Here is a 15,917-nt window from a genome sequence, read left to right on the forward strand (position 1 = left end):
ACAAAAAGTCTTATAGTGACAATATTGGTCGCAGTGACCGTCCGGACCCCGCGCACCGCGGGAATCCGTGCGCAGAACCCCGCAGGGGAGAACAGAGGGAGTCATGACCGCATCGGGTCTGACCGGGAAGAACGCCGTCGTCACCGGGGGCGGCTCCGGAATCGGGCGGGCGAGCGCGCTGCGTTTGGCCGGGGAGGGCGCCAGGGTTCTGGTGGCCGATCTGGACGGCGCCTCCGCCGACAGCGCCGTCCGGGAGATCCGCGACGCAGGGGGGACGGCGGAGAGCGTCGCGGGCGACCTCAGCCGTCAGGAGGTCGTGGACGAGGTCGTCGCCACCGCCCTCGACCGCCTGGGCGGCATCGACGTCCTGGTCAACAACGCCGGGATCATGGACGACATGTCCGCGACCGCCGACGTCACCGACGCCCTGTGGGAGCGGCTCATCCGGGTCAACCTGACCGCCCCCTTCCTGCTCACCCGGGCGGTCCTGCCGCACATGGTCGAGCACGGCCGGGGCTCCGTCGTCTTCACCGCCTCCGAGGCCTCCCTGCGCGGCAGCGCCGCCGGGGCCGCCTACACCGCCGCCAAGCACGGGGTGGTGGGGCTCGTCAAGTCGACCGCGGTCATGTACCGGGACCAGGGGATCCGGGTCAACGCGGTCGCCCCGGGCGGCACGGCCACCGGAATCAGGGTCGACGCGGACACCCGGGCAACCGGCCCCGCCGTCCTCGGCCGCTACACGGGCAACATGGGCGAGGTGGCCCGAGCCGACGAACTCGCCGCCGCCATCGTCTTCCTGGCCTCGGACGCCGCGAGCAACGTCAACGGCGTACTGCTCCCGGTGGACGGCGGCTGGTCCGCGGTCTGACCGGGGCCCGCCCGACCCGGAGCCCGCCACCGCGGGCCCGTGCCCGGCCCCGCGGCCCCATCGGGCCCCGGGGCCGGGCACGTCCGCTCGGCCCCGCGGGTCAGCCCCGCGGGCGGGGGTGCTTCGGCAGCACCGCGACCGGCACCGTCGCCGAGTGCAGCACGCCCTGGCTCACCGAACCCAGCAGCAGGCCCCGCACGCTGCCCCGGCCCCGCGATCCGACCACGATCAGGTCCGCGTCGTCAGCCGCCTCGACGACGGCCTCCGCCGGGGGCCGCTCGCTGCGCACGACGGAGACCTCCACGCCCTCGGTCTCGACCGAGGACTGCTCCAGCATTTCCGCCACCATCTTCCGGGAGCGCTCGTCCAACTCCTCACCCGGGGGAGCCCAGCCGCCCCCGACCAGGGACCCGGGGTCGAACGGCAGCTGGACCCACCAGCTGTGCACGACCACGACCGAACCGCCCTCGACGCGAGCGGCCTCGCGCAGCGCGAAGTCCAGCGCCCGCCGCGAGTAGTCGGAGCCGTCCACACCCACCACGATCCGGTGCGGTTCCGTCGGTTCCGCCGCCCCGGAGGCGGGCACCACGATCACCGGGCACTCGGCCCGTGCCGCCAGTCGCACGCTCACGGAGGAGTCCAGGGCCGAGCGGGCGGCGCCCAGGCCGCGGGAGCCCACGACCAGGAGGTCCTCCGGGCCGCTCCTGCGCAGCAGCGCCGTCGCGGGGTCCTCCAGGGCCAGGACCTCCTCCACCTGCACCCCGGGCCGCAGTTCACGCGCGCGCTCGGACGCCTCGCCCAGCAACCGGTGGCCCTGCGCGGTGATCTCCTCCGAGGGAGGGAAGCGGGTGGGGCCCGCGTACATCGACGCCACCAGCGGCATCGCCAGCGCGCACACCACGTGCAGCGGCCAGCCCCGGCGGTCGGCATCGGCCGCCGCCCAGGCCAGTGCAGCGGACGCGGTCGGCGACCCGTCCACCCCCACCATCACCTTCGGCGTGACCGTTCCGTCCTCAACCATGACAACCTCCTTCAGTGAACACCGCGAGCGACGCGGTCCTCCCCTGAAGTCTTCCATCCGGTCGGCGCCGGGGCGCCGCGACCCGGCCGTCGCGCGGTCCCCGCCGCAGCCGGGCGCGGGGGCGGTAACCGCGGTCACGTCCACGACACCCCCGGGCGGCCCCGCCGCCCCGCCGCGCGCGTCACCCGCTTCCGGCTTGTGGCGGCCGACGACTCCGGCAAGGATGGGGCCGGGGCCGCACCCCGGCCCCGGAACCCGCCCCAGCGCCGTACCGGAAGGCATCCGTGGACGAGCACTCCGCCATCACCGTCGAAGGTCTGCGGGTCCGCTACCGGTTTTGATCCGAGAGTGCTCCGGCCTTCGGGCCGGAGGTGAATCGGCTCTGAAAAGCCTCCCGTGTGTCCTTGGTCGGTCACGTTCTGTCGTAGCCCGCCTCTACTGTCAAAGGTATGCAGTTGCGGTACAACTTCCGTGTGTACCCGAACGCCGATCAGTGCACAGATCTGGCCCGCGCGTTCGGGTGCTCCCGTGTGGTCTACAACGACGCCCTGCGGGCGCGTGAGACCGCGCGGGCGCAGGGTGGAGCCTTCCCCAAGACGGGGGAGTTGTCCACGCGGTTGATCACCCAGGCCAAGGGAACCGAGGAACGGTCCTGGCTGGGCGAGGTCTGCTCGGTGATCCTCCAGCAGTCGTTGCGCGACCTGGATACCGCGTACCGCAACTTCTTCGCCTCCCTGAAAGGTAAGCGCAAGGGTCCCAAGGTGGGTCGGCCCCGGTTCAAGTCCCGCAAGGACCACCGGCAGTCGATCCGGTTCACCGCCAACGCCCGCTGGAAGATCACCGATCAGGGCAAGCTGTGGTTGCCCAAGGTGGGTGAGGTGAAGGTGAAGTGGTCACGGGCCCTGCCCTCGGCCCCGTCCACGGTCACGGTGGTCAAGGACGCCGCCGGGCGCTACTTCGCCTCGTTCGTGGTCGAGACCGATGACACACCGCTCCGGGAGAGTGCGGATGATGTGGGGATCGATCTGGGGTTGGGCCACTTCGCGGTGCTCTCTGACGGCACCAAGGTGTCCAACCCGAGGTTCCTGCGCCGTGCCGAGAAGAAGCTGAGGAAGGCCCAGAAGGACCTGTCCCGTAAACGGGAAGGGTCGAACAACCGTGCCAGGGCACGGGTGAAGGTCGCCCGCGCCCATGCGGGGGTGGCCGATGCCCGCCGTGAGTTCCACCATCAGCTGTCCACACGCATCGTCCGCGAGAATCAAGCGGTGTTCGTGGAGGAGCTGTGTGTGAAGGGGCTCGGGCGCACCCGGTTGGCCAAGAGTGTGCACGACGCCGGGTGGTCGGCGTTCGTGGGCATGCTGGGGTACAAGGCGCAACGGTACGGGCGCACCTTTGTCAAGGTGGGCCGGTTCCTGCCGTCGTCGCAGACCTGCTCGGTGTGCTGGGTGGTCGATGGCCCCAAACCTCTCCATGTGCGTACCTGGACGTGTTCTGGGTGCGCGATGGTCCATGACCGGGATGTGAACGCGTCTCGGGTGGTGCTCGCCGCTGGACGGAAACTCGCCAGAGAGCGGGAAGCGGAGAGCTGAAACGCCGGGCCCCCGCTGTGCGATCATGCCGAGCTTGCGAGGCAACGCACAGTAGGGGCGGGAGGTTGGGTAAGACCATTGCCCTTACGGGTGGGGCGCCGGCCAGCGAAACAGGAACCAGCGGACGCCGTGAGGCGCACCGCGCCTACAGCCGCGAGGCTGTGGGAATCCCCGGGGGTTCACCCCGGGGAGGACGTCAAGGCTTCGACCCGGTCCCGCTGACCCCGGTGCTGCTGGCGACCCTGGTGGTGTTGCACGTCCCGATGATGCTGGGGATGGTGAGCGGTCTGCGCGCGGTGGAGGACGGCGACGAGGGGATCCTTCCGGCCCTGCGGGTCTCGCCGCTGTCACTGAGGGCCTATCTGGCCTATCGAACGGTTCTGCCCCTCCTCGGGTTGGCCGCGGCCCTGCCGTTGAGCGGCTTCGTGACACCCGGTCGGCCCTGGGGGACGACGGTCGCGCTGCTGCTGGCCGCGGCGCAGGCCGCCCTGGTCACGGCGGTGATCATGGCGTGGTCCCGGGACAGGGTAGCGGCCCTGCTCGTGTCGCCGCCCTCGTGGGCGGTGCTGGCCGTGCCCGGCTACGACGCCGGTCCGCTGCCCCCGTGGGCCTGCCTGGTCGGGGGCGCTCTGGTGACGGCGGTGGCGGTGTGGCTGCTGCTGCGGCGGGCGGCGCACCGGGTGGACGGCCGGGGCTGAACCCGGACCGAACGCCCTCCGCGCCGTCTCCGCCCTCCAGACCCTCTCCGGCCGCCCGCCGGCACCGGACCCGCCGTTTCCTTCCGGGCCGTCCCCGAACCTGTCTTTCCTCCCCGGGCCGTCTCCCGGGCCGGCCGTTCGGGGCCCACGCGGCCCGGTCAGCCGCGGCCGACCGCGTAGCCGTACTGCACCGGCCAGTTCGACCGCGCGTCCAGTTCGGTGGCGGCGTGGTGCGCCCAGTAGGGGTCGCGCAGCAGTTCGCGGCCGAGCATGGCGGCGTCGGCGGCACCGGAGGAGATGATCTCCTCGGCCTGGCGGGGGTCGGTGATGAGCCCGACCGCCGCCGTGGGCAGTCCGGTCTCCTCACGCACCCGCGTGGCGAAGGGCGTCTGGAAGCCGGGTGCGGCCGGGATGCGGGCGTCGTGCACCATGCCGCCGGTGGACACGTCCATCAGGTCCACCCCGCGGGCCTGGAGTTCCTTGGCCAGGAGCACGGTCTCCTCAGGGGTCCAGCCAGCGCGGTTGTCCTCGGGGTTCTCCTCGATCCAGTCGGTGGCCGAGACCCGGAAGAACACGGGCAGGTCATCGGGCCACACCTCGCGTACGGCCTCGACCACCCGGAGCGGGAAGCGCATGCGGCCGGTGAGGTCGCCGCCGTAGGAGTCGGTGCGCCGGTTGCCCGCGGGGGAGAGGAACGAGTTCAGCAGGTAGCCGTGGGCACCGTGTACCTCGACGACCTGGAACCCCGCGGCCATGGCGCGTTCGGCCGAGGCGGCGAAGTCGGCCACCAGCCGGTCGATCTCGGCCGTGGTGAGCTCGTGCGGCACGGGCAGGCCCTCGAAGGCCCAGGCGCTGGGGGCGACCGGGGTCCAGCCGCCCTCGGCCCCGGACAGTCCGCGGCCGCCCAGCCAGGGGCGGTCGGTGGCGGCCTTGCGTCCGGCGTGGGCGAGCTGGATGGCGGGGACGGCCCCGTGGGCGCGGACGGCGGCGGTGACACGGGCGAAGGCGGCCTGCTGCCGGTCGTTCCACAGGCCCAGGTCCCAGGGGCTGATCCGGCCGTCGGGGCGCACCCCGGTGGCCTCGGCCATCACCAGGCCCGCGCCGCCGGCGGCCCGGGATGCCAGGTGGGTGAGGTGGAAGTCGGTGGGCGCTCCGGTCCGCGGCCCCTCGTCGGGGGCGGAGTACATGCACATCGGGGCCATCCACACCCGGTTGGGGATGGTCAGCGAACGCAGGGTCAGCGGGGCGAACAACTGGCTCACGGTGGATTCCTTCGCGTCGACTGGCCGCGGCGGCTGCGGCGACCTTAGTACGTTACTCGTCGTACTACGATGGTTGTCAAACTACGAGGGTTTTCGTACTTTGGGGTGTGAACAGGACCAACGGAGGCCACAGCATGCCCAAGTCCGATTCCGGAACCGTGTCCGGGCGCCGGCTGGACCATCCCGAGACCTCGCGGATACGCCTGGAGGCCGTGCTGAGCGCGCTGGCCGACCCGGTACGGCTGAGCATCGTGCTCGCCCTGGACGAGGGCCACGAGGACATGGCCTGCGTCTCCTTCGCGCTTCCGGTGAGCAAGTCCACCTCCACCCACCACTTCCGGGTGCTGCGCGAGGCCGGGGTCATCCGCCAGTACTACGAGGGGACCGCCCGCAAGAGCAGCCTGCGCACGGCGGACCTGGAAGGGCGCTTCCCCGGGCTGCTCGCCGCGGTGCTGGACGCCGAACGGGCCCGCCGGGGCTGAACGGCTCCGGCGGGCCGGTGCCGCGCACCGCACGACACCGGGTACCGCGGGCCGCACCCTTTCCGGTGGTCCCTGCTCCGGGGTACCCCGTGCGGGTAGGGTTTCGCCGGTCCCGACCCGGTCGGGAAGCGGACGCGCCCCCAAGGACGAAGTGGACATGCCCCCCAAGGACAACGACACCAGACCGTTCCGGGAACTGGCGGCGACCGGCTTCAACAACGTCTTCCTGAGCCTGGAACGCCTCTCCGGCGGCCTGGTCACCGCCCTGATGGCGCTGTTCGCCCTCGGCGCCCTCACCGCGGTCCTCCTCGCCTGCCTCCTCGGTGTCGGCCTGCTGCTCCTCCCCGCGGCCCTGCGCGTGCTCCGGGCGGTCGCCGACCGGGAGCGCCACCGCCTCAGCCGGTGGGGGCCGCCGGTACCGCCGCCGACCGCCGCCCACGGACCCGGCACCGTGGCCGGGGCGCTCACCGCCCTGGTCGGGGACGCCCAGGTCCGGCGCGACCTCGCCTGGCTGGCCTGCCACGCCACCCTGGGACTCGGGACGGGGCTCCTCGGGGTGCTGCTGCCGGTGCTCGCGGTCCGGGACGGCACCTTTCCCCTGTGGTGGTGGCTGCTGTCCCCGGACACGGCGGGGGCCTCCATCGGCTTCCCCGTGCACGACTGGTACGCCGCCCTGGCCGTCGGCCTGTCGGGGGTGGCCTGGGGAGCGATCATGTTCGGGTTCGAACCGGCCCTGGCCCGGCTCCAGTCGTTGCCGGGCCGACGGCTGCTGGGTCCGCACTCCCGGACCGTCCTCAACGAACGCATCACCGAACTCACCGTCACCAGAGCCGCCGCCCTGCAGTCGCACACCCGTGAACTGCGCCGGATCGAGCGCTCCCTGCACGACGGTGCGCAGAGCCGCCTGGTCTCCGTCATCATCCAGCTGGGGTCCGCTCGGCGGGCGCTGAGAACACACCCGGAGCGGGCCGAGGACGCGCTGGAACGCGCACAGACCGCGGCCGAGGACGCGCTGTCCGAACTGCGCGGGCTGGTGCGCGGCATCCTCCCCCCGGTGCTGGAGACCCACGGCTTGGAGGGGGCCCTGGGCGCGCTCGCCGCCGGCTGCTCGGCCCCCTGCACGGTCGAGGCCGGGGACCTCGGCCCCCTCGCCTCCTCCACCGAGGCGACGGCCTACTTCACCGTCGCCGAGGCGGTCACCAACATCACCCGGCACAGCGGGGCCACACGCGCCGGGATCCGGATCAACAGAGAAGGGGACACCTTGTACGTCCACATCCACGACGACGGGCGGGGCGGCGCCGCCGAACACGCCGGGACCGGCCTGTCCGGCATCCGGCGCCGGGTGGAGGCGCACGACGGCGTCCTCACGGTCCACAGCCCCGAGGGCGGGCCGACCGACGTCCGGGTGGAGCTGCCGTGCGCATCGTGATCGCCGAGGACGACGCCCTGCTGCGGGAGGGGATGGCCGCGCTGCTGCGGGACGAGGGCTTCGAGATCGTCGCGGCCGTCGGCGAGGCCGACGCCCTGGTCGAGGCCGTGGCCGAACACCGTCCCGACCTCGCCGTCATCGACGTGCGGATGCCCCCGACCCACACCGACGAGGGCATCCGGGCGGCGGCGCGCGCCCGCCGGGTCCGCGCGGACCTGCCGGTCCTGGTGCTGTCCGCCTACGTCGAGCGCTCGTTCGCCACGGAGCTGATGAGGACCGGCACCTCCGGGATCGGCTACCTGCTCAAGGAGCGGGTGGGCCGGGTCGAGCAGTTCCTCGACACCCTGCGCAGGGTCGCGGACGGGCAGACCGCCATCGACCCGGAGGTCGTCGCCCAACTGTTCGCCCGCAGGAGCGCCGACGACGTGCTGTCCCGGCTCAGCCCCCGCGAGCGCGACGTGCTCGCCCTGATGGCCGAGGGGCTGGGGAACGGGGCGATCGCCGAGCGGATGACCGTGACGGACGGGGCGGTGCACAAGCACATCCGCAGCATCTTCGGCAAGCTCGGGCTGGCCCCGGACGACCGCTCCGACCGGCGGGTGGCGGCGGTCCTGCGCTACCTGGACGCCACGGCCCACTGACGGGGCGTTCGGACGGAGCCGCCGCGCCGCTACGCACCGCCGGCGAGGTCCGCCAGCACCGCCGCGGCGGCCCGCTCCCCGCTGACCAGCGCACCCTGGAGCGAGGGTGTGTCGCGGTGGTCCCCGGCCACGTAGAGCCCGTCGCCCAACCGCACGGGGAGCCGCAGGTCGCCCCTGGGCGGGGGAGCGGCGGGCAGGGCGTCCGGTACGTGCACGGTGCGCAGGTGCTCCCAGTTCCCGGGGTGGGTGCCCAGGACCCGGGCCGCCTCGGCGCGCACGTCGGCCTCGGCGGGCTGTTGGGCACCCACCACGGACGAGGCGATGAGCGACCGCCCGGGCGGCGCGTAGGAGGGCGCGGTGGCCGTCATCACCATGACACCGGACAGGCGGGTGCGCCCCCGGTCGGAACGGCCGTCGACGTGTAGGAGCGGGTCCTCGTCCGCGAGGACCGGCCGCGTGTGGAAGTAGGTGGTGGTCGCGTTGGTGCGGGGTGAGTCGAGCGCGGGGAGCAGCCGCGGGGCCTGCGCGGGCCCCGCGGCCACCAGGACGGCGCGGGCCCGCACCTTTCCGGCCTCGGTGTCGACCCGCCCGGGCGCCACTTCCCGCACCGGGGTCCCCAACACGATGGACGCTCCGCGGGCGTGCTCGGCCAGCTGCTCCGGGACGGCCCGCATCCCGGCGGCCGGGACGGTGAGGCTCCCCCGGGCGAAGGAGCGCCAGACCAGGTCGTTGACCCGGCTGGAGGTCGCGAGGCTCTCGTCGAGGAAGACACCCGTCAGGAAGGGGCGCACCAGGGTGTCCACGGCGCGTTTGCCAAGGCCGCGTCGGCGCAGTTCGGTGATGGTGTCCGTCTCGGGCCGCGCCTTGAGGCGCTCGGCGGGCAGCAGGGTGTTCTCGGCGAGCATCCCCAGGAGCCGGAACAGGTCCGAGGGCCGGACGACGCTGCCGGAGAGCAGGGACAGGGACGAGAGGGCGCCGGACGGGGAGGCCACCAGCCGGACCAGCCCCCGGTCGGTGCGCACCGCCATGCCCTTGGGAAAGGCGCGAAGGTTCAGGGCGTCGAGGTCGAGTCGGCGGCGCACGGCCGGATAGGCGGTGTTGAGGACCTGGAAACCGCGGTCGAGGACGTAGCCGTCCACCACGCTGCTGCGGACCCGGCCGCCCACCTCGTCCCCGGCCTCCAGCACGGTCACGTCCAGCCCCGCGGCGACGAGGTCGGCCGCCGCCACCAGGCCGGCCGCTCCGGCGCCCACGACCACGACGTCACAGCTGTGCGGTAGTTCGCTCATTCGGCCCACCCTAAGCAGGAGAGCGCCCCTCACCCCGTTGAACCGCCCGTGCGCGCCCGGGGTGTCGTCCCCGGGAAACGCGAGAGGCCAGATCCGAAGATCTGGCCTCTCGCGTTGCGTGTGGGCGATACAGGACTCGAACCTGTGACCCCTACCGTGTCGAGGTAGTGCTCTAGCCAACTGAGCTAATCGCCCCAGTGAAACTGGGAGGTGGAGACGGGATTTGAACCCGTGTAGACGGCTTTGCAGGCCGCTGCCTCGCCTCTCGGCCACTCCACCGAGTATCCGTGGGGCGGTTTCCCGCCCCAGCGTCTCCTCCGAGCGGACGACGGGATTCGAACCCGCGACCCTCACCTTGGCAAGGTGATGCTCTACCAGCTGAGCCACGTCCGCTTGCTGCTCGGCCCGGCCCCGCTTGCGCGGGTCCCGCCTTGCTGCTGATAAAGACTTTAGCGGAGATTCGACAGACGGCAAATCGGAGCTCGTCGAGGGCGGTGCGGCGGTCACCTCGGAGGGTGCGCACAGGCGGTAGCGTCCGCCTCGTGTGGCCCGGGTAGACAGGGGACACCCCCTCGGAGGGCGGAGCGGACGGAGCGGCATGGACATCCCCGTGGCGGAAGGTTCGGCGTGCGGTGGTCACCGCGGCGCCACCTCGTGGGCGCGGGCGCGCGAGGTGGCCCGGCGGCTGGGGGAGGAGCTGCGCTCCCCGGTGCGCGACCTCCCGCTGGAACGGGCCCTGGGCGGTGTGCTCGCCGCTGACCTGAGGGCGCTGGTGGGGTCGCCCGCCTTCGACGCCTCGGCGATGGACGGGTTCGCGGTGGCGGGGGAGGGGCCGTGGACCCTGGTGGGGACCCAGTTGGCCGGAACCCCCGTGGCCGGGCTCTGCCTGGCGGAGGGCGAGGCCGTGGAGATCGCCACGGGCGCCCGGGTGCCGAAGGGGACCGAGGCGGTCCTGCCCTACGAACTGGCCGAGACGGCCGGCGGCCGGGTGCGGGGCGATGCCCACCGGGGCAGGCACGTGCGCTGGGCGGGTGAGGAGACTGCCCCGGGCGAGACGGTGCTGGCGGCGGGCACCGAGGTGGCTCCGGCGGTGCTGGGGCTGGCCGCGAGCCTGGGCCACGACAGCCTTCCGGTGCGTCTGCCGACGGTGTCGGTGCTGGTCACCGGGGACGAGATCGCCACGGGCGGGCTGCCCGGCGAGGGTGTGGTGCGGGACGCGATCGGCCCGCTGATGCCCGGCCTGGTCGCCTGGGCCGGCGGGCACCTGGAGGGCTTCCGGGTCCTGGGCGACGGTTACCGGGACCTGGGCGAGGCCCTGACCGCGGGCGGAACCGACGTGGTCGTGGTGTGCGGGTCCTCCTCGAAGGGCCCCGCCGACCACCTGCGCGGGGTGCTGCGGGAGGCGGGTGCGCAGCCGGTCGTGGACGGTGTGGCCTGCCGTCCGGGGCATCCGCAGCTGCTCGCCCGCGCCGGAAACACCGCGTTCGTGGGGCTGCCCGGCAACCCGAACGCCGCCCTGGTGGCCTCCCTCACGCTGCTGGTGCCGCTGCTGTGCGCGATGTCCGGACGCACCGACCCGACGAGGGCGGGGACGGCCCCGCTCTCCGGTGAGGTGCGTTCGAGGCCCGAGGACACCCGGCTGGTCGCGGTACGGCTCCGGGAGGGCCGGGCCGAACCGGTCGGCCACGACCGGCCGGGCAGCCTGCGCGGCGCGGCCCTGGCCGAGGCGTACGCGGTGGTGCCCCCCGGCTGGGCGGGCGCGGAGGTGGAACTGCTGCGGCTGCCCTGAACCGTTCCGCCGTCCGTCCCCGTGTCGGACGCCGTTCCCGGGGGCCGGTCGTCCCCGGACACGGATCGGCCCCCGGGGGGTCTCCCGGGGGCCGAACGGTTCGTCCCATGACGGGCCCGCCGTACGTCTGCGGGCGGCGGCCTGAGGCGGGCGGCGGCTACCTCGCGGACTCGGAGGAGCCCGTGTCCGCGGGGTTCGCCCGGGTCCCGTCGCCCCCGTCCGCGGAGGCGTACCCGGCCTCGCTGACCTCGGGTCGCCCGTGCTGCACCACCTCGGGCTCCTGGGCCTCCACCGCCGGGTTGCCGCGTCCGCGCAGCAGGAACCAGGCCTGGAACGCCGCCGCCAGCACGATCACCACGGCGATGACCGAGGTCAGGTGCATACCTTCGGTGAACGCCAGCCGCGCCGAGTCCATCAGCGCCGCCCCGCTGGTGCCGCCCAGGTCGGCGGCGGTGTCGGCGGCCCCGCCCAGGGTCTCCCGCGCCGCGTCGGTGGCGTCGGCGGGAACCCCGTCCACCTCGGTGAGGTGGTTGCGGTAGAACGCGGTCAGGACGCTGCCCAGCACCGCGACGCCCAGGGCCCCGCCCAGCTCGTAGGCGGTCTCGGAGATCGCGGAGGCGGCGCCCGCCCGCTTGGGCGGGGCAGCCGACATGATCGCCCCGTTGGTGAGCGTCTCGGCGAAACCGGCACCCAGGGCGATCAGCAGGAAGGCCGTGACCACGAGGCCGATGCCGCGGCTGACGTCGTCGGCGGGGGTGAGCACCAGGGTGGCGAACCCGGCCGCCGTCACGAGCAGGGAGGCCCCGATCACGGTGGCCAGGCTCAGGTGCCGCGCCACCCGGGCGGCGATCAGGCTGGCCACGACCGACAGGACCAGTCCCGGCAGCAGCACGACGCCCGCGCGCATCGGTGAGACGCCGAGCACCAGCTGCAGGTACTGGGTCAGGAAGAACAGCGACCCCACCATGGAGAACACGATCATCAGGTTGGTGAGCACAGCCACGCTGAACACGCGGGACCGGAACAGGTCCACGTCGATCAGCGGGTCCCTGAGCCCGCGCTGCCGCCGGACGAACAGGTAGCCCAGGGCCAGGCCGAACACCAGGGACAGGACCGGCAGGAGTTCGGGGCCCTCGGTGGCCAGTTTCTTGACGCCGTAGACGGCGGGCAGCATGGCGCCGAGCGAGAGCACGACGCTGAGCAGGTCGATCCGGCTGGAGTCGGGGTTGCGGGACTCGCGCACCAGCAGCGGCACCAAGCCCAGGATCAGCGCCATCACGGGCAGGTTGATCAGGAAGACCGAGCCCCAGAAGAAGTGCTCCAGGAGCCAGCCGCCCAGGATCGGGCCGAGGGCGGCGCCGCCGGAGAACCCGGACGCCCAGATCGCGATGGCCAGCAGCCGCTGGCGCGGGTTCAGGAAGATGTTGCGCAGCAGGGACAGGGTCGAGGGCATCAGCGAGGCCCCCGCGACGCCGAGCAGGGCCCGGGCGAGGATCAGGGTCTCGGCGTTGGGGGAGAAGGCGGCCAGCAGGGAGGCCGTGCCGAAGGCGGCCGACCCGGCCATGAGCAGGCGGCGCCGTCCGATCCGGTCGCCGAGCGACCCCATGGTGATCAGCAGCCCGGCCAGGACGAAGCCGTAGATGTCGATGATCCACAGCAGTTGGCCCGAGGTGGGTTTCAGTGCCTCGCTCAGGGCGGGCACGGCGAACCCGAGCACGGTCATGTCGACCGAGATCAGGACGACGGGCAGGACCAGGACGGCGAGTGCCGCCCACTCGCGCGGTCCCGCGAGCGCGGGCGGGCCCCCGTGGTTCCCGTGCGCGCGGGTGGTGCCGTTGCCGGCCTCGGCGGAACTCATCTTTCCCTCTCGGTCGGTGGGTGTCGCGCCGCTCGGAGCGAGGGGCGTGCGGGGCCCGGAGGGGTGTCGTTGCCGTCCGGGCGGGGCGGGAAGTCTGGTCGACCGAGGGTGAGGACACGGCTCGGGACTCTTCAACCGTCCAGCCGGTACAGTACCGTCCAGCCGGTACAGTGTCAATCGTGAGCACATCGAACACACGCGAGCGCATCCTCGACGCCCTGCAGGACATCCTGATCAGCGACGGCTACTCCTCGGTGACCCTGGAGGCCGTCGCCAGGGCGGCCGAGGTGTCCAAGGGCGGCCTGCTCTACCACTTCCCGTCCAAGGCGGACCTGATGGACGGGCTGGTCAAACGCCTCGGTGAACTGGCCGAGGCCGAGTTCGCCGAGGCCAGGGAGAGCGAGGAGGGGGTGGTCCGGATCTTCCTGCGCACCTCGACGCCGCAGAGCACCGAGGAGAGGGAGCTGTACTGGTCGGTCATCGCCGCCCTGCGCAGCCACGAGGACCTGGGGGAGGAGTCGGTCCGCTACGTGCAGTACCTGTTCACCCACTGGGGCGAGCTGCTGCACGAGGAACTGACCGACCCGGTCCTGGCGGAGACCATCCTCCGCGCCGGCGACGGCCTGTACATGGCCGAGATCGCCGGGCTGCCCAGGCCCGACCCCGAGCTCACCCGGAGGATGATCGACCGGCTGGTCGAGGAGTCGGACCGGGTGCGCCGCAAACGTTGAGCGGGCCCGGTCGGAGCCGGTCATGCGGTACCCGGACCCGACCCCGCCCGGTCGGTCACGCGACGGCCTCGCCGGACATCCCCGGAGGTTCCGGGGGCGTCCTCCGGGCCGCCTCGGCGCAGCCGCACGGGCCGTCCTCCCCGCTGCTTCTGGGATCATCGTGGTCGGTGCACCCCGCGGTGGTCCCGGCCTCGGCGGGGCATTCCGTTTTCCGCCGCCCGGGGGCGGGTATTGCGCGGGCACGAGCGCCGGGCGTCGGCCTCGGGCGGTGTCGAAGGCCCTTGCCGACAGGTGCCGGGGCTGTCTCCGGAAGGTGACGGTGTGGTGCTGTTCACGTGTCCCGGAACGTGGTTTACTTCCCAGTAACTTCGTTGCCGCTACCGGGCTCCGGGCACCTCGGAAGCCCGCCGAACTGGCGAGGTGAGGTGTGCACTACCTGGATATGCGGGGCGTGCCGTGTCGAACGGGAGGATTCCCTTGGCAAGACTGTTCACACCCCGCCGGAGCGTCCACGGGGTGAGGACACGCACACGGGAGAGCGGGGAGCGGATGCACAGGCTCACCAACCAGGTACGGCCGTACGCCTGGGGAGCGCGCACCGCCATCCCGCGCCTGCTGGGAACCGAGCCCGACGGCACGCCGCAGGCGGAGCTGTGGCTGGGCGCCCACCACGGCGCCCCCAGTACCGCCCACTGCGACGGCGGCCCCCGGCCCCTGCCCGGCCTGATCGCGGAGGACCCCCGCCGCGTGCTCGGCCCCGGCACGGCCGAGCGCTTCGGCGCCCGCCTGCCCTACCTCCTCAAGTACCTGGCCGCCGAGGCGCCGCTCTCCCTCCAGGTGCACCCCGACGCTGCCCGGGCCCGCTCCGGCTACGAGGCCGAGGAACGCGCCGGGATCCCGGTCGACGCACCCCACCGCAACTACCGCGACCCCCACCACAAACCCGAACTGCTCCTCGCCCTGGAGCCCTTCGAGGCGCTGTGCGGCTTCCGTGAGCCCGCCGCCACCGTCGCCGACCTCATCGGCCTGGACAACGAACTGGCCGACCTGCTGCGCCGGGACCTGTCCGCCGCCGACACCCACGGCGCGCTCCGAGCCGCCCTCACCCGCCTGCTGACGCTCCCCGACACCGACCGCGGCCGACTGATCGGCGACTTCGTCCGGGAGTGGTCCGGCAGGGGCAGACGCGGCGCCCACGCCGAGATCGTCGTGGACCTGGCCGACCGCTACCCCGGCGACCCCGGCGCGGTCGCCGCGCTCCTGCTGAACCGGGTCACCCTGTGGCCCGGGCAGGCCCTCTTCCTCCCCGCGGGCAACCTGCACGCCTACCTCCAGGGCACCGCGGTCGAGGTGATGGCCAGCTCCGACAACGTGCTCCGCGCCGGTCTGACCGCCAAGCACGTCGACGCCCCGGAACTGCTCGACGTGGTGGACTTCTCCGTACTGCCGATCCCGTACGCCCAGCCCGGTTTCCTGGACGGCCGCCGCGAGTTCCGCCCGTCCGCCCCCGAGTTCGCCCTGCACGAGATCGGCCCCGGCCGGATCGCCGCCCACCTGCCCGGCGACGGCCCCACCGTGGTCCTGGCGCTGCACGGCAACGTGGACCTGGTCGCCGAGGTCGGCGAGGGGGTCACCCTGCGCCGCGGGGAGTCCGTGTTCGTCCAGGCCGACAGCGGACCCATCAAGGTCGAGGGCCACGGCCACGTCGTCGCCGCCACCGTCGGGGAGCACTGAGGGCCGGGGCGGGGCACCCGGCGGGACTGGCAGAGAACACCGGGCACCACCGATAGCCTGGGCCCTTCTGTCCACGTGTTTCCAAGAGGGGGACCCCACCATGGCGCTCGAGCGTCCCGAGATCGACTTCATCGAGGGCCCGCCGCCCGCGGACCTGGAGATCACCGACATCACGGTCGGCGAGGGCGACCAGGCCGGGCACGGCAGCACCGTCAGCGTGCACTACGTCGGCGTCGCGCACTCCTCCGGCGAGGAGTTCGACGCCAGCTGGAACCGCGGCGAGCCCCTGCGCTTCCGTCTGGGCTCCGGTCAGGTCATCTCCGGCTGGGACCAGGGCGTCATGGGCATGCGTGTCGGCGGCCGCCGTCAGCTGGTCATCCCGCCGCACCTGGCTTACGGCGACCGCGGCGCCGGCGGCGTCATCAAGCCGGGTGAGACCCTGGTGTTCGTCGTCGACCTGGTCGACGTCAACTAGGCCTCCGAGCACAAGGGCCCGTGCCGCGCTGGCGCACGCGGCACGGGC

The 15,917-nt window shown here is 73.1% G+C and carries 14 protein-coding genes and 3 tRNA genes; 10 read left to right on the top strand and 7 right to left on the bottom strand.

The annotated features are described in order from the left end of the window. Positions 1-103: 103 nt before the first annotated feature. Positions 104-868, top strand: coding sequence for an SDR family NAD(P)-dependent oxidoreductase (locus tag AC0VYD_RS07770; protein ID WP_475479250.1), 765 nt, complete (start codon positions 104-106; stop codon positions 866-868). A gap of 100 nt (positions 869-968) precedes the next feature. Here the strand turns inward: AC0VYD_RS07770 and AC0VYD_RS07775 are convergent, their stop codons facing one another. Then, positions 969-1,889: a universal stress protein gene (locus AC0VYD_RS07775; RefSeq protein ID WP_475479251.1), complete on the bottom strand. Its 921-nt coding sequence runs from the start codon at positions 1,887-1,889 to the stop codon at positions 969-971. Between the two features lie 449 nt (positions 1,890-2,338). Between AC0VYD_RS07775 and AC0VYD_RS07780 the strand changes: the two genes are divergently transcribed. Together AC0VYD_RS07780 and AC0VYD_RS07785 are read left to right on the top strand one after the other, a co-directional pair. Continuing rightward, on the top strand, positions 2,339-3,478 hold the full coding sequence (locus tag AC0VYD_RS07780; protein WP_475479252.1) for an RNA-guided endonuclease InsQ/TnpB family protein: 1,140 nt from the start codon (positions 2,339-2,341) through the stop codon (positions 3,476-3,478). Positions 3,479-3,705: 227 nt separating this feature from the next. Next, positions 3,706-4,176: a hypothetical protein gene (locus AC0VYD_RS07785; RefSeq protein WP_475479253.1), complete on the top strand. Its 471-nt coding sequence runs from the start codon at positions 3,706-3,708 to the stop codon at positions 4,174-4,176. A 158-nt stretch (positions 4,177-4,334) separates the two neighbouring features. Here the strand turns inward: AC0VYD_RS07785 and AC0VYD_RS07790 are convergent, their stop codons facing one another. Further along, positions 4,335-5,438 carry an NADH:flavin oxidoreductase/NADH oxidase gene (locus AC0VYD_RS07790; protein WP_475479254.1) on the bottom strand — a complete coding sequence of 368 codons (1,104 nt, stop codon included), beginning with the start codon at positions 5,436-5,438 and terminating at the stop codon, positions 4,335-4,337. Between the two features lie 134 nt (positions 5,439-5,572). Here AC0VYD_RS07790 and AC0VYD_RS07795 point away from each other — a divergent pair, with 134 nt between their 5' ends. From AC0VYD_RS07795 to AC0VYD_RS07805, 3 genes are all read left to right on the top strand, one after another. After that, positions 5,573-5,920, top strand: a complete 348-nt coding sequence (locus AC0VYD_RS07795) for an ArsR/SmtB family transcription factor (RefSeq protein WP_191273183.1) — start codon at positions 5,573-5,575, stop codon at positions 5,918-5,920. Between the two features lie 157 nt (positions 5,921-6,077). After that, the gene (locus AC0VYD_RS07800; RefSeq protein WP_475479255.1) at positions 6,078-7,352 is read left to right on the top strand and encodes a sensor histidine kinase; all 1,275 of its coding nucleotides are present in this window, start codon (positions 6,078-6,080) and stop codon (positions 7,350-7,352) included. Beyond that, positions 7,340-7,993 carry a response regulator transcription factor gene (locus tag AC0VYD_RS07805; protein WP_475479256.1) on the top strand — a complete coding sequence of 218 codons (654 nt, stop codon included), beginning with the start codon at positions 7,340-7,342 and terminating at the stop codon, positions 7,991-7,993. Before AC0VYD_RS07800 ends, AC0VYD_RS07805 begins: the two co-directional genes overlap by 13 nt. Positions 7,994-8,022: 29 nt before the next feature. Here AC0VYD_RS07805 and AC0VYD_RS07810 read toward each other — a convergent pair whose 3' ends face one another. From AC0VYD_RS07810 to AC0VYD_RS07825, 4 genes are all read right to left on the bottom strand, one after another. Continuing rightward, positions 8,023-9,282: an NAD(P)/FAD-dependent oxidoreductase gene (locus AC0VYD_RS07810; protein WP_475479257.1), complete on the bottom strand. Its 1,260-nt coding sequence runs from the start codon at positions 9,280-9,282 to the stop codon at positions 8,023-8,025. A 121-nt stretch (positions 9,283-9,403) separates the two neighbouring features. Next, positions 9,404-9,477: transfer RNA gene (locus AC0VYD_RS07815), tRNA-Val, on the bottom strand. Between the two features lie 13 nt (positions 9,478-9,490). Continuing rightward, positions 9,491-9,561 (bottom strand) — tRNA-Cys (locus tag AC0VYD_RS07820). A 41-nt stretch (positions 9,562-9,602) separates the two neighbouring features. Then, positions 9,603-9,675, bottom strand: a tRNA-Gly gene (locus AC0VYD_RS07825). 205 nt (positions 9,676-9,880) lie between these two features. Here AC0VYD_RS07825 and AC0VYD_RS07830 point away from each other — a divergent pair. Then, entirely contained in the window at positions 9,881-11,071 is a 1,191-nt protein-coding gene (locus tag AC0VYD_RS07830; protein ID WP_475479258.1) for a molybdopterin molybdotransferase MoeA, read from the top strand. A 157-nt stretch (positions 11,072-11,228) separates the two neighbouring features. Here the strand turns inward: AC0VYD_RS07830 and AC0VYD_RS07835 are convergent, their stop codons facing one another. Continuing rightward, positions 11,229-12,929, bottom strand: coding sequence for an MFS transporter (locus AC0VYD_RS07835; protein ID WP_475479259.1), 1,701 nt, complete (start codon positions 12,927-12,929; stop codon positions 11,229-11,231). Between the two features lie 179 nt (positions 12,930-13,108). On the opposite strand from AC0VYD_RS07835, the gene AC0VYD_RS07840 reads away from it, so the two are divergent. The 3 genes from AC0VYD_RS07840 (at position 13,109) to AC0VYD_RS07850 (ending at position 15,869) form a co-directional block, all read left to right on the top strand. After that, positions 13,109-13,660 carry a TetR/AcrR family transcriptional regulator gene (locus tag AC0VYD_RS07840; protein WP_191273206.1) on the top strand — a complete coding sequence of 184 codons (552 nt, stop codon included), beginning with the start codon at positions 13,109-13,111 and terminating at the stop codon, positions 13,658-13,660. A gap of 549 nt (positions 13,661-14,209) precedes the next feature. Then, positions 14,210-15,394: a mannose-6-phosphate isomerase, class I gene (gene manA, locus AC0VYD_RS07845; RefSeq protein WP_475480218.1), complete on the top strand. Its 1,185-nt coding sequence runs from the start codon at positions 14,210-14,212 to the stop codon at positions 15,392-15,394. A 100-nt stretch (positions 15,395-15,494) separates the two neighbouring features. Beyond that, the gene (locus AC0VYD_RS07850) at positions 15,495-15,869 is read left to right on the top strand and encodes an FKBP-type peptidyl-prolyl cis-trans isomerase (protein WP_191273208.1); all 375 of its coding nucleotides are present in this window, start codon (positions 15,495-15,497) and stop codon (positions 15,867-15,869) included. Positions 15,870-15,917: the final 48 nt, after the last annotated feature.

It is taken from the genome of Nocardiopsis sp. iso_40, assembly GCF_056173285.1.